The sequence below is a fragment of the Caballeronia calidae genome (genome assembly GCF_900044055.2).
In the GTDB taxonomy this organism is placed as follows: Bacteria; Pseudomonadota; Gammaproteobacteria; order Burkholderiales; family Burkholderiaceae; genus Caballeronia; species Caballeronia calidae.
Window position 1 is genome coordinate 107,330 of record NZ_FCOX02000007.1, and the last position, 12,909, is coordinate 120,238.

At 62.6% G+C, this 12,909-nt stretch carries 11 protein-coding genes and 2 tRNA genes; 4 read left to right on the forward strand and 9 right to left on the reverse strand.

All coding sequences use genetic code 11. The features are described from left to right. Nucleotides 1–39: 39 nt before the first annotated feature. A complete protein-coding gene (locus AWB78_RS09610) occupies nt 40–858 on the reverse strand; it encodes an ABC transporter ATP-binding protein (protein ID WP_374729454.1) in 819 nt (272 codons plus the stop codon). On the opposite strand from AWB78_RS09610, the gene AWB78_RS09615 reads away from it, so the two are divergent. Together AWB78_RS09615 and AWB78_RS09620 are read left to right on the forward strand one after the other, a co-directional pair. After that, nucleotides 740–1,411 carry an arylesterase gene (locus AWB78_RS09615; protein ID WP_062604336.1) on the forward strand — a complete coding sequence of 224 codons (672 nt, stop codon included), beginning with the start codon at nt 740–742 and terminating at the stop codon, nt 1,409–1,411. The two genes, AWB78_RS09610 and AWB78_RS09615, sit on opposite strands and share 119 nt — an antisense overlap. Before the next feature lie 124 nt (nt 1,412–1,535). After that, on the forward strand, nt 1,536–1,877 hold the full coding sequence (locus tag AWB78_RS09620; protein ID WP_062604337.1) for a hypothetical protein: 342 nt from the start codon (nt 1,536–1,538) through the stop codon (nt 1,875–1,877). Between the two features lie 103 nt (nt 1,878–1,980). On the opposite strand, the gene AWB78_RS09625 is transcribed toward AWB78_RS09620, so the two are convergent. From AWB78_RS09625 to tig, 8 genes are all read right to left on the reverse strand, one after another. Next, nucleotides 1,981–3,903 (reverse strand): SurA N-terminal domain-containing protein, encoded by a 1,923-nt coding sequence (locus AWB78_RS09625; RefSeq protein WP_062604338.1) that lies wholly within the window; start codon nt 3,901–3,903, stop codon nt 1,981–1,983. A 332-nt stretch (nt 3,904–4,235) separates the two neighbouring features. Then, nucleotides 4,236–4,312: transfer RNA gene (locus tag AWB78_RS09630), tRNA-Asp, on the reverse strand. A 26-nt stretch (nt 4,313–4,338) separates the two neighbouring features. Further along, nucleotides 4,339–4,414: transfer RNA gene (locus AWB78_RS09635), tRNA-Val, on the reverse strand. A gap of 77 nt (nt 4,415–4,491) precedes the next feature. Next, nucleotides 4,492–4,785 (reverse strand): HU family DNA-binding protein, encoded by a 294-nt coding sequence (locus AWB78_RS09640; RefSeq protein WP_269768927.1) that lies wholly within the window; start codon nt 4,783–4,785, stop codon nt 4,492–4,494. 251 nt (nt 4,786–5,036) lie between these two features. Further along, the gene (gene lon, locus AWB78_RS09645; RefSeq protein ID WP_062604340.1) at nt 5,037–7,460 is read right to left on the reverse strand and encodes an endopeptidase La; all 2,424 of its coding nucleotides are present in this window, start codon (nt 7,458–7,460) and stop codon (nt 5,037–5,039) included. A 186-nt stretch (nt 7,461–7,646) separates the two neighbouring features. Further along, nucleotides 7,647–8,918 (reverse strand): ATP-dependent Clp protease ATP-binding subunit ClpX, encoded by a 1,272-nt coding sequence (gene clpX, locus AWB78_RS09650; protein WP_008349753.1) that lies wholly within the window; start codon nt 8,916–8,918, stop codon nt 7,647–7,649. A 174-nt stretch (nt 8,919–9,092) separates the two neighbouring features. Further along, nucleotides 9,093–9,746, reverse strand: coding sequence for an ATP-dependent Clp endopeptidase proteolytic subunit ClpP (clpP, locus tag AWB78_RS09655; protein WP_008349755.1), 654 nt, complete (start codon nt 9,744–9,746; stop codon nt 9,093–9,095). Between the two features lie 139 nt (nt 9,747–9,885). Beyond that, complete coding sequence (gene tig / locus AWB78_RS09660; RefSeq protein WP_062604341.1) at nt 9,886–11,232, reverse strand: trigger factor; 1,347 nt, start codon at nt 11,230–11,232, stop codon at nt 9,886–9,888. A 34-nt stretch (nt 11,233–11,266) separates the two neighbouring features. On the opposite strand from tig, the gene AWB78_RS46400 reads away from it, so the two are divergent. Both AWB78_RS46400 and AWB78_RS09665 read left to right on the forward strand, forming a co-directional pair. Next, complete coding sequence (locus tag AWB78_RS46400; protein WP_198399244.1) at nt 11,267–11,677, forward strand: hypothetical protein; 411 nt, start codon at nt 11,267–11,269, stop codon at nt 11,675–11,677. Between the two features lie 80 nt (nt 11,678–11,757). Further along, nucleotides 11,758–12,906, forward strand: coding sequence for a glycerate kinase (locus AWB78_RS09665; RefSeq protein ID WP_062604342.1), 1,149 nt, complete (start codon nt 11,758–11,760; stop codon nt 12,904–12,906). Nucleotides 12,907–12,909 lie beyond the last annotated feature (3 nt).

Here is a 12,909-nt window from a genome sequence, read left to right on the forward strand (position 1 = left end):
AGGCATGTGGCCCGCAGCGCGTGCGCGTTGCGGGCTTTTTTACACGCTCAGGCCGTTGACGAGCCGTCCCGCTTCGATCGTCACCGTGGCGTCGCAGCGCTCGGCGAGTTCCGCATCGTGCGTGACGAGCACGAGCGTCGCGCCGTTGCGGCGGTTCATCTCGAACATCAGATCGATGATCGCGTAACCCGTGGCGGCATCGAGACTGCCGGTGGGCTCGTCGGCGAAAAGCACGGCCGGATGCGTGACGAACGCGCGCGCGAGCGCGACGCGCTGTTGCTCGCCGCCGGACAGCAGCTTGGGATAATGGCCCGTGCGCTGGGACAGCCCGACCTGATCGAGCAGCGAGCGTGCACGCGCCGCGATCTCGCTATGCGGCATCTCGGCGCGCAGTTCGAGCGGCAGCATCACGTTTTCGAGCGCGGTCAGATGCGGCATCAACTGGAACGACTGGAACACGAAGCCGACGGCGCCGCTTCTGAGCGCGGCGCGCTCGTCTTCGTTCAAGGTGGACAGCTCCTTGCCGAGCAGACGAACCGAGCCCTCGCTCGCGCTGTCCAATCCGGCGAGCAGGCCGAGCAAGGTCGACTTGCCCGAGCCCGATGCGCCGACGATCGCCACGCTGCTGCCCTTCGCGATCGACAGATCGATCTGATCGAGAATCGTGAGCTCGCCCGTTGCGTCCTTCACCCGCTTGCTTAATCCCCGTACTTCGATGACCGGCTCGATATTGTTTTGCATGGACACCTTGAAAATGAACTGGCGCGGCTGTCTTCCCGCAATCGCGCTGATGGCGACATGTTCCGCGACCGCGCATGCCGCCGAAGCGCAGGCGGCAACGCAACCGAAGCCCGCGATCGTCGTGCTGGGCGATAGTCTGTCGGCCGAATACGGCCTGCCGCGCGATACCGGCTGGGTCAATCTGTTGCGCGATCGGCTGGCAAAGGAGCGTTTCGATTATAGCGTCGCCAATTCGAGCATCAGCGGCGACACCACGAGCGGCGGCCGCGCACGCCTGACCGCGGTGCTTGCACGTATCAAGCCCGCGGTCGTGATCGTCGAGCTCGGCGCGAACGATGCGCTGCGCGGCGTGCCGCTCGCGACGACGGAGACGAATCTGCGCGGCATCGTCGAAGCATCGCAGGCCGCGCATGCGAAGGTTTTACTCATCGGCATGTACGTTCCGCCCAATTACGGCCCGGACTATACGCAAAAGTTCCACGCGGTCTACGAGCGCATCGCAAAGGACAAGAACGTGCCGCTCGTGCCGTTCCTGCTTGCGGGCATCGCCGACAAGCCGTCGATGTTCCAGGCGGACCAGATTCATCCGACGGTGCAGGCGCAGCCCTTGCTATTGGATAACGTCTGGCCAATCTTGAAACCCTTGCTGGGCGCCAGCGCCGCGCATTGAAGACGACGCTGGCCGCGACAGCTTTTTCTATCGACGCGGAACACGGCCAGGATTCAGATATCTGAGACTTTCGCGTAACTCTTATAACCCGCTCGTCTTGTGAGCGACCTTACAAGGAGGTCACGTGAAACTTACCCCTCTTCTCGCCCTGACCGTTGCGTTCTCGGCTTGCGCCGCGCAGCCGCCCGCCGGGGTGCAGCAAGTCGGCACGAGTCAGAAAGCCCCGAAGCTCGTAGCGCAATGCGTCGCCCAGAAATGGGCCGACAAGTCGCAACAACAAGTCGTGTCGCAGAACACGCTCGCGAACGATCAGGCCGCCGACGTGTACGTTCCCGGCCAGCAGCCGCCGACCGGCGCGGCGGCGATCATCCGTCCCGCACCGTCGGGTTCGGGTACGTGGGTAGGTTTCCGCGCCTCGGGCGCTGCCGGCAGCCAGGCGACCGGCGACATTCAGGCCTGCCTGTAAGCACTGCTCGCATGCCTCAATGCTGCCTGGTGGCTGCATAGCCAAGCAAAAAGCCCCGCCTCCTTTCGGAAGCGGGGCTTTTTTGTGACGCCAGCGCGGAAGATCAGTTCGACGACGTCGCCGGCGCCTGACTCAGCTTGACCTTGGAGCGCGCCTTCAATGAGTCGATGTACGCTTCCATTTCCGCTTGCGCATAAACTTGCGCGACCTGCTGCTGCGCGCCCGCGAGACGGTCGGCCGCGACCGGCGCCGCTTTCTCGATGCCGTTCACGCGGTAGATCGCATAGCCGTCCGCGCCGAGGTCCACGCCGACATAGGCCGGCAGCTTCGACGCGTCCGCCTTGAAGATCGCGCTCAGCGCGGCGGGCGGCAAGCCCTGTGCGTCGTTGCGCGACACCGTGACGGGCGACGTGAAGCCATCGGTCGACTTCGACTTCTGCAGGTCGGCGAGCTTCGCCTCGCCTTCCTTCTTCGCCGTCGAAGCCGCCATCTCGGCGATGACCTTCTTGCGCACATCGTCCTTGACCGCGTCGAACGCGGGCACGGTCGAGGCCTTGTAATCGGTCACGCGCGCGGCGATCAGCGTGTTGTTGCCGACATCCGTGGCCTGCGTGTTGTTGCGGTCCTTCACCGAGTCCGGCGCGAACACGGCCGCGAGAAGCTTCGCATTGTTGAGCGGATTGTCCTGCGGCAGTTGCGGATTCGGCTTCGGACCGACCGTCGCGGTCTGGATCGCCAGCTTGTACTTGTCCGCCGCCGGCTGAAGCGACTTCGACTTTTCGTAGACGAGATCGGTGAAGCCCTGCGCGTCGTCGGCAAAACCCTTCGTGCCTTGCTGCGCGGCATAGTCTTTCGCGATCGAGTCCTTCACTTCATCGAACGGCTTCGTGACGGACGGCTTCACGTCGGTCGCCTGGATGATGTGATACCCGAAGTCCGATTCGACGATATTGCTCACCTCGCCCTTCTTCAGGCTGAACGCGGCGTCGTCGAAAGCCTTGCCGCCCGCGATCTGGCCGTGCGCGAAGTAGCCGAGATCACCGCCCTTGCTGGCGGAACCCGGATCGTCCGAACTCTTCTGCGCGATCTGCGCGAACTGATCCGGATGCGCCTTGACCTGCGCGAGGAGTTCCTCGGCCTTCTGTTTGGCCTTCGCCTTGTCGGCGGCGCTCGCGTCCTTCGGCGCATTAACGAGGATGTGGCTCGCGCGCACTTCCGCTTCCGTGCGATAGCGCTGGATGTTGTCGTCGTAGTACTTCTTGAGATCGGCGTCGCCCGGCTTCGATGCCGCGGCGATCGTCGACGGCGACAGCACCAGGTACTGGATCGTGGCCGTCTCGGGCGTCGCGAAGTCCTTGCGGTGCGCTTCGTAATAGGCGCTCAGTTGCGCGTCGGTCGGCTGGATCTTCGTAAGGTAGTCAGCCGTGCGCAGCGACAGTCCTTGCACCGAGCGCTTCTGTTCGGCGAGCTCGGTCAGGCTCTGCGCGAGCGACTTCGACGTGAACGACGTCGACTGGATGCTGCCCGGAATCTGCTCGGTCGCGATGGTGTAGCGCATGCGCTCGTCGTATTGCGCGGGCGTCATGCCCTGCATTGCGAGCAGTTGCTTGTAGCGTTCGAGGTCGATCGTGCCGTCGGGCTTTTTCAGCGACGAGATCACCGGATCCGACAGCAATGCGCGGCGCACGGCGTCGTCCGATGCGGTCAGATGCAGGCGCTGCGTTTCGTCGGCCATTGCGCGCTGCTGCACGAGGCTGTCGACCATTGCGGCGCGCGTCTCGGGCGTGTCGAACATCTTGGCGTCGAACTGTGAACCGAGCATCGAGCGGGCACGGTCCACTTGCTGCCTGAAGGCGCTGTCGAATTCGGCGCGCGTGATCTTGTGACCATTCACGCTGGCGACGTAAGAACTCTCGTCGAAGTAATTGCTGAAACCCTGAATCCCGACCATGCCCAGTCCGGGCACGATGATCAGGATCAGCAAGGCCATCATCAGGCGCTGGTGATTTCGGAAGAAGTCGAGCATGCGTAGCGCTGCGTTGTCAGAACAAAACGCTCGATATTACAACAGTGGCGGAGGAAAAGGCGAAAGGCGGCGGGCGAATGGTTTTTCGGGAAGTGTCGATGTGCGGGGCGCACTCTTCCGGACGATACAAATTGCTCTATAGATCAAGCATTTAGTCTTGAATTGATTCAATTTGCGCAACGCATGTGGCACGCGCGTCATGCTTCGGCGCAACGCAAGTCACGACGCATCGGCCGCCATTGTTTAGCACTCTTGATCGAAAGGCCAAAGCATGCCGCAAAACAAAAAAGTCCCGTGAGCCATGCGGCTGACGGGACTTTCCTGTTTGATTCTGGCGGAGCGGACGGGACTCGAACCCGCGACCCCCGGCGTGACAGGCCGGTATTCTAACCAACTGAACTACCGCTCCTGGGTAGCGCGCAATGAATTGAGACCTGGTGGGTGCTGAGAGGCTCGAACTCCCGACCTACGCCTTGTAAGGGCGCCGCTCTACCAACTGAGCTAAGCACCCGGTCCGCAAATTCACTCGGTTTGCGCTGCGCTGAATTGAAGGCTTCGTTTTGTGAAGCGCTGCATCCAGCGAGTCCGCTAGTTTAGCGCATCCTTCAGCGCTTTGCCAGGGCGAAATTTCGGGACTTTCGCGGCCTCGATCTTGATCGCATCGCCGGTGCGCGGATTGCGGCCCGTGCGCGCGATGCGCTTGCCCACGGCAAAGGTGCCGAAGCCGACGAGCGTCACCGTGTCGCCCTTCTTCAGCGTCGCCTGCACGCCGCCGATGACCGCATCGAGCGCGCGCCCGGCGGCTGCCTTGGAGATATCGGCTTGCTGCGCGATATGGTCGATCAGTTCCGTCTTGTTCATTGTGTTCCCCGAATCTGTGATGGCACGTTGTAATCGATCTGGTTCTGCATCGAAGCGAATGGCATGTCGATGTTGTTTGATGCGGCGCTCATTTAACGTAGCCGAAACAGACGTGTCAACGGGGGTTCAGCCTGATCCGGCGCGGTTTGCGGGGCGATTAGAAGACCTCTTCGAAAACGCGATGCGGAAAAAGAAAAACCCGCGGGGGATGAACCCGCGGGTTTTAGCTTCACTCACAAAGCACGGCGATGAACCGCGCCTCCGATGCGCTTTTAGTGCTTCACGAAGTCGCCCGAAGCCGGCGCGTCCTTCTGCGCTTCCGCACCGACCGGCGTCGCCTTTGCCTCGTCTTCAGGCAACGACTCCGGCGCACGTTCGAGCGCCAACTCCAGCACGCGATCGATCCAGCGAACCGGCACGATCTCGATGGCGTTCTTCACGTTGTCGGGGATGTCCGCGAGATCCTTCGTGTTTTCCTCGGGGATCAGCACGAGCTTGATGCCGCCGCGATGCGCCGCCAGCAGCTTCTCCTTCAACCCGCCGATCGGCAGCACTTCGCCGCGCAGCGTGATTTCGCCCGTCATCGCGACATCCGCGCGAACCGGAATGCCCGTCAGCACCGACACCAGCGCCGTGGTCATCGCGATACCGGCGGACGGACCGTCCTTCGGCGTCGCGCCTTCCGGCACGTGGATGTGAATGTCCTTCTTCTCGAAGGACTCATCCGTGATGCCGAGACGCCGCGAGCGCGAACGCACCACCGAGCGCGCCGCTTCGACGGATTCCTTCATCACGTCGCCGAGCGAACCCGTGCGGATCACGCCGCCCTTGCCGGGCATCACCGCCGCTTCGATCGTCAGCAGATCGCCGCCGACTTCCGTCCACGCGAGACCCGTGACCTGGCCGATCTGGTTTTCCTTCGCGGCCAGACCGAAGTCGTACTTGCGCACGCCGAGGAAGGTGTCGAGGTTCGAACCGTCGACCTTCACGGCACCTTCGGCCTTCTTCAGCAGCAGCATCTTCACGACCTTGCGGCAGATCTTCGAGATTTCACGCTCGAGCGAGCGCACGCCCGCTTCACGCGTGTAGTAGCGAATGATGTCGCGGATGGCTTGTTCCGTGACTTCGATCTCGCCGTCCTTCAGGCCGTTGTTGCGCTTCTGCTTCGGCAGCAGGTAACGCTGCGCGATGCTGACCTTCTCGTCTTCCGTGTAACCCGACAGGCGGATGACTTCCATCCGGTCGAGCAGCGGCGGCGGGATGTTCAGCGAGTTCGACGTCGCAACGAACATCACGTCCGACAGATCGAAATCCACTTCGATGTAGTGGTCCGCGAACGTGTGGTTCTGTTCCGGATCGAGCACTTCGAGCAGCGCCGAAGCAGGATCGCCGCGGAAATCCATGCCCATCTTGTCGACTTCGTCGAGCAGGAAGAGCGGATTGCGCACACCGACCTTGGCGAGGCTCTGCAGGATCTTGCCGGGCATCGAACCGATATACGTGCGACGGTGGCCGCGAATCTCGGACTCGTCATGCACGCCGCCGAGCGCCATGCGCACGAACTTGCGGTTCGTCGCGCGCGCGATCGACTGACCGAGCGACGTCTTGCCGACGCCCGGAGGCCCGACGAGACACAGAATCGGCGCCTTCACTTTCTCGACGCGCTGCTGAACCGCGAGATATTCGAGAATGCGTTCCTTGACCTTTTCGAGGCCGAAGTGGTCTTCGTCGAGCACGCGCTCGGCGTTCGAGAGGTCGTTGTTGACCTTGCTCTTCTTGCGCCACGGCAAGCCGATCAGCGTGTCAATGTAATTGCGCACGACGGTCGCTTCGGCGGACATCGGCGACATGAGCTTCAGCTTCTTGAGCTCGGCGTCGGCCTTCTTCTTGGCTTCCTTCGGCATGCGCGCGGCGGTGATGCGCTTCTCGAGTTCTTCGAGATCCGCACCCTCTTCGCCTTCGCCCAGTTCCTTCTGGATGGCCTTGACCTGTTCGTTCAGGTAGTACTCGCGCTGGCTCTTTTCCATCTGGCGCTTCACGCGGCCGCGGATGCGCTTCTCGACCTGAAGGATGTCGATTTCGGCTTCGAGCTGGGCGAGCAGGTGCTCCAGACGCTCGATGACAGGGAACATCTCGAGGATGTGCTGCTTCTGATCGAGCTTGAGCGGCAAGTGCGCGGCGATGGTGTCCGCAAGACGACCCGCCTCGTCGATGCCCGACAGCGACGTCAGGATCTCCGGCGGAATCTTCTTGTTAAGCTTCACGTACTGATCGAACTGCGAGACGATCGCGCGGCGCAGCGCTTCGGTTTCCGCGCTGTCGGCGTGATCGGGCTCGAGCGGCATTACGTCGCACGAGAATTGCGTTTCCTGCTCTTCGATCGACAGCGTTTTCGCGCGCTGCAAGCCTTCGACGAGCACCTTCACGGTGCCGTCAGGCAGCTTCAGCATTTGCAGGATGTTGGCGACACATCCCACTTCGTACATGTCCTTTTCGGTCGGCTCGTCTTTCGCCGCCGTTTTCTGGGCGACGAGCATGATGTGCTTGCCGCCTTCCATCGCGGCTTCGAGGGCCTTGATCGACTTGGGCCGCCCGACGAAGAGCGGAATCACCATATGCGGGAAAACGACTACGTCGCGCAGCGGGAGCAGCGGCAGCGTAATGCGTTCCTGCGGGAGGAGTTGGGTTCCTGACATTTCATTTCCCCATGAGTGGAATCAGTTCAATCGTAAGTAAGGCCGTTCAGAGCTATTGCAAGCCTTTATCGGAAGGGAAAAGTCGTTAGTCAAAGATCGCGTCAGTAACGTCCACAAGATAAACCGACAAAAATAAAAGGCCGTTCACGTCGCCATGAATGGCCTTTCGCCGACACACAGCCTGCTTCAGTTCGATCCTGCTACTTTCGGTGCGTCTTCGTAGATGAGCAGCGGCTTGCCGTCGCCGTCGATCGTGTTGTCGTCGACGATCACCTTCGAAACGCCCTTCATGGTCGGCAGTTCGTACATCACGTCAAGCAACGCCTGTTCCAGAATCGAACGCAGGCCGCGCGCGCCGGTCTTGCGGCGAATCGCTTTCTGCGCGATGGCCTGCAGCGCGGCCGGACGAATTTCCAATTCCACGCGCTCCATGGCGAAGAGCTTGTGATACTGCTTCACGAGCGCGTTCTTCGGCTCGATCAGAATCTTCACGAGCGCGGCTTCGTCCAGCTTGCCGAGCGTCGCCACGACGGGCAGACGGCCGATCAGTTCCGGAATCAGACCGAACTTGATCAGATCTTCCGGCTCGACTTCGCGCAGCACTTCGCCCGCATCGCGGTCCTGCTTGCTCTTCACGCTCGCGCCGAAACCGATACCAGTTTTCTCGGTGCGATCGGTGATGACTTTTTCCAGCCCGTCGAACGCGCCGCCGCAGACGAACAGGATGTTGGTCGTGTCGACCTGGATGAAGTCCTGATTCGGATGCTTGCGCCCGCCTTGCGGCGGCACCGACGCCATCGTGCCTTCGATCAGCTTGAGCAATGCCTGCTGCACGCCCTCGCCCGACACGTCGCGCGTGATGGACGGGTTGTCCGACTTGCGGCTGATCTTGTCGATTTCGTCGATATAAACGATTCCGCGCTGCGCCTTGTCGACTTCGTAGTTGCAGTTCTGCAGCAGCTTCTGAATGATGTTCTCGACGTCCTCGCCGACGTAACCGGCTTCGGTCAGCGTCGTTGCGTCCGCGATCACGAACGGCACGTTCAGCATGCGTGCGAGCGTCTGCGCGAGCAGCGTCTTGCCCGAGCCGGTCGGCCCGATCAAGAGAATGTTGCTCTTCGACAGCTCGATGTCGTCCTTCTTGTCGAGATGCTTGAGCCGCTTGTAATGGTTGTACACGGCCACCGCGAGAATTTTCTTCGCGCGTTCCTGGCCGATCACGTACTGATTGAGGATATCGCTGATTTCCTGCGGGCTCGGCAGGTCGGACTTGGTCAGCCCGGCCTCTTCCGCCGCGCCGGCTGCTTCGTCGCGAATGATCTCGTTGCACAGGTCGATACATTCATCGCAGATGAACACCGACGGCCCAGCGATGAGTTTTTTCACCTCATGCTGGCTTTTGCCGCAGAACGAGCAATACAGCAGCTTTTCGCTGCTGGAACCTTTTTTGTCCGCCATAAATGTGTAAGCCTCCGGACACTCTTGTTACATGATACGCCCTTCAATTCGCCCACGCAGATTCACACCCGCGAGGACGAACGAAGCGCGTTTTGGCGTTGGGCCGCATGCGCGACTTCGCACTCTTGGCCGGTTTCGTCTCCGATCACCGGCGCGGCGCCGCTCCGGACGCCTTCAGGGACGTTTGTGAAGCACCTGGTCGACGAGGCCGTAAGCCTGCGCGTCGTCGCCCGACATGAAGTTGTCGCGATCCGTGTCGCGCGCGATGCGCTCGACCGGCTGACCCGTATGATGCGACAGCAACTGATTCAAACGCTCCTTCAGGTACAGGATTTCCCGCGCCTGGATCTCGATATCCGATGCCTGACCGCGTGCGCCGCCGAGCGGCTGGTGGATCATCACGCGCGCGTTCGGCAGCGCGACGCGCTTGCCCTTCGCGCCCGCCGCCAGCAGGAACGCGCCCATGCTTGCGGCGAGACCCATGCACAGCGTCGAAACGTCCGGCTTCACGAACTGCATCGTGTCGTAGATCGCCATGCCGGCCGAGACCGAACCGCCCGGGCTGTTGATGTACAGGCTGATGTCCTTGTCCGGGTTCTCGCTTTCGAGGAACAACAACTGCGCGACGACGAGATTCGCCGACTGGTCGTTCACTTCGCCGACGAGAAACACCACGCGCTCCTTGAGGAGGCGCGAGTAAATGTCATAGGCACGCTCGCCGCGGCCGCTCGTTTCCACGACCATCGGAACGAGGCCGAGCGCCTGGGCTTCGAAATCCCGCGGTGCGTGGGACGCCAACGTGTCGAGCAATTCAGCGCGAAAGGTCATGCAATTTCCTTGTTCGGAATAGGGATACTGAACGACAAAGGAACATCCACTAAAACGGCATGCAAACGCCCAAACTTTAATGCAAAAAAGGCGTGCGAGCCGTCAGTCCGACGACTCCGCACGCCCCTTGCCTGACGCGTCAGGCTTGCGCCGTTGCGCTGGCCAGTTCCTCGAAGCTGACTTCCTTGTCGGTCACCTTGGCCTTGCCCAGGACGAAATCGACGACGTTGCTTTCCACGACGTACGCTTCCATCTCGGCGAGGCGCTGCTGGTTCGAATAATACCAGCGGACGACTTCCTTCGGGTCTTCGTAGCTCTTGGCGAATTCGTCCACTTCAGCGCGGATCTGCTCGGGCTTCGCCTGCAGTTCGTTGGCCTTCACGAGTTCAGCCAGCACGAGGCCCAGCTTCACGCGGCGCTCGGCCTGCTCGGCGAACATTTCGGCCGGGATCGGCGCGTCGGCGGCGTTCGGCACGCCGCGCTGCTGCAGGTCCTGGCGAGCCATTTCGACGAGGCGCTGCTGATCCTGCTCGATCAGCGCCTTCGGCACGTCCAGCTCGGAAATCTTGAGGAGCGCGTCCATGACCTGGTTCTTCACGATCTGCTGCGTGCGACGCTTCGCTTCACGCTCCAGGTTGTCCTTGATCTCGGTGCGCATCTTCGTGAGATCGCCGTCTTCGATGCCGAGCGACTTCGCGAAGTCCGCGTTGATTTCCGGCAGATGCGGCCACTCGACCTTCTTGATCGTGATCGTGAATTGCGCCGTCTTGCCCGCCACCTCCTTGCCGTGATAGTCCTCGGGGAACTTGAGGTCGAATTCGCGCGATTCGCCGGCCTTCAGGCCCGTCGCGGCCTGCTCGAATTCCGGCAGCATGCGGCCTTCACCCAGCACGAACGCGAAGTCCTGTGCGCTGCCGCCTTCGAACGCGACGTCGTCGATCTTGCCGACGAAGTCGAGCGTCACGCGGTCGCCTTCCTTGGCCGCGGTTTGCTCGCCGCCGTCGCCGTGCTCGCCGGCTTCGCCGCGCGCGTGGAAGTGCACGCGCTGCTTGCGCAGGATGTCCAGCGTGCGATCGACTTCGGCTTCGGAGATGGTCGTGACCGTGCGTTCGATTTCAGCGGTCGCCACATCGCCCAGTTGCACTTCGGGATAGACCTCGAAGGTCGCGTCGAACGCGTACTGGTCTTCCGTGCCTTCCGACTTCGGCGCGAAGCTCGGCTGACCCGCGACGCGCAGGTTCTCGGCGCGCGTGACGTCGAAGAACTCCTTGCCGACCTTGTCGCTCAGCACTTCGGCCTCGACCTGGCCGCCGTACTGCTGCGTCACCATCTTGAGCGGCACCTTGCCCGGGCGGAAACCCGGCATGCGCACGTTCTTGGCCAACTGGCGGATACGCGAATCCACTTCCTTCTGCACGGTGTCTTTCGGCAGGGAAATCGTCACGCGGCGTTCGAGCTTGCCGAGGTTCTCAACTACGTTAGCCATGGCTGAAATCGTCCTAGAGTAAATCGTAAATTCGGTGTTCGGTTCTTCCGCGGTTCTTAAGGCGCGGGTCCGGATGCGGGCTCTGCGCGAGCCGGCCGAAATCGACGCCTGGCGCCGGAAGACGCGCAAAACGCGCTTCGCCGGAGAGCCGGGCCGTCGCCCGACACGGTGTCAGTCAACAGAGCCAAGCATTTTAGCAAACAATTCCGGCCGGTCTGTCCGACGAATTCATCAACACGGCGTTTCGGGCGGATTTGCCCTGGAACTGCGCGGTTTCCGTGCGGATTTCGGCGTAAGCCCGCGTTTTCCCGACGCCTGCGCGCGCGCACAATTCCCGCTATCGGCACGCCGCTATTTTGCGTCGCGCGCCACGCTGCTAAGCTTGCCGGCGCATGTTTCACGCGACGAAGCCGCCGAACGCGCAATCCATTGCCGCAGCGCATGAAGCGCATGCAGCAAGTGCATAGATAGAGCCTCACCGCGGCTTTTCAATCGCTCCTTCCACACGAGAACATTCGAGACACCATGCCTAACGCTACGTCTGCTGCTCCAGTAGTTGTCATCGCTCCCGATTCCTTCAAGGGCTCGCTTTCCGCGGAAGGCGTCGCGAACGCCATCGCGGAAGGCATCAGGCGCGCGCGGCCGGACGCCGATATCCGCATCCGCCCGATGGCCGACGGCGGCGAAGGCACGCTCGACGCGATGCTCTCGGCGGGCGGCGAGCGGCGCATGCTCAACGTGCGCGGCGCGGCCGCCGCGCGCCGGGATGCCGCGACGGGCCTGCTCGCCGATGGCGGCGCGATCATCGAGACGGCGGAAGTCGTCGGCATCACGGATCCGGACGGCATGGCCGTACCCGTCACCGAACGCAGCACGCTCGGCATGGGCGAGGCGATTCGCGCGCTGCTCGACTCGGGCGCGCGCACGTTCTACGTCGCGCTCGGCGGCAGCAGCACGAACGACGGCGGCGCGGGTCTGCTCGTCGGCCTCGGGCTGAAGCTGTTCGATGCTAACGGCAAGGAGCTCGAGCCGGTGCCGTCGGCGCTGGCGCGGATCGCGCGCATCGATGCGTCGGGGCTCGACCCGCGCGTGAAGGACGCGGAGTTCGTCGGCATGTCCGATGTCGATAATCCGCTCACGGGCGACCACGGCGCGACCGCGATCTTCGGTCCGCAAAAAGGCGTGACGCCGGAGCAGGTGGCGACGCTCGACGCCGTGCTCGCCCATTTCGCCGATGTGCTCGAACCCGCGATGGGCGTGGTCAAGCGCAACGAGCCCGGCGCCGGCGCGGCGGGCGGACTCGGCTTCGCGCTGCACATGCTCGGCGCGCGCTTCGAGACGGGCGCGGAAGTGGTCGCGCGCGAGATCGGGCTCGACGCTGCGCTCGAAGGCGCGAACTGGCTCATCACGGGCGAAGGCCGCTCGGACGTGCAGACGCTGCACGGCAAGGCGCCCTTCATCGCCTGCAAGCACGCGCGCGATGCGGGCGTGCCGGCGTCGCTGCTGTCGGGCGCCGTCGATTCGGCCGCGCTGCCGCGCCTCTCCGAGTACTTCAGCGGCTGCTTTTCGCCCGCCCCCGGCCCGATCACGCTGGACGTCGCGATCCGTGATGCCGCGCGGCTGCTCGCGAACGAAGCCGAGCAGCTCACGCGCCTGAAGTTCGGCTCGAAGTAATTC

Excerpts from the sequence above, each read along its gene's own strand:
- AWB78_RS09615 (WP_062604336.1), top strand. The coding sequence starts at position 740 with ATGGACACCTTGAAAATGAACTGGCGCGGCTGTCTTCCCGCAATCGCG.
- lon (WP_062604340.1), bottom strand. The coding sequence starts at position 7,460 with ATGTCAGGAACCCAACTCCTCCCGCAGGAACGCATTACGCTGCCGCTG.
- clpX (WP_008349753.1), bottom strand. The coding sequence starts at position 8,918 with ATGGCGGACAAAAAAGGTTCCAGCAGCGAAAAGCTGCTGTATTGCTCG.
- AWB78_RS09625 (WP_062604338.1), bottom strand. The coding sequence starts at position 3,903 with ATGCTCGACTTCTTCCGAAATCACCAGCGCCTGATGATGGCCTTGCTG.
- AWB78_RS09665 (WP_062604342.1), top strand. The coding sequence starts at position 11,758 with ATGCCTAACGCTACGTCTGCTGCTCCAGTAGTTGTCATCGCTCCCGAT.
- tig (WP_062604341.1), bottom strand. The coding sequence starts at position 11,232 with ATGGCTAACGTAGTTGAGAACCTCGGCAAGCTCGAACGCCGCGTGACG.
- clpP (WP_008349755.1), bottom strand. The coding sequence starts at position 9,746 with ATGACCTTTCGCGCTGAATTGCTCGACACGTTGGCGTCCCACGCACCG.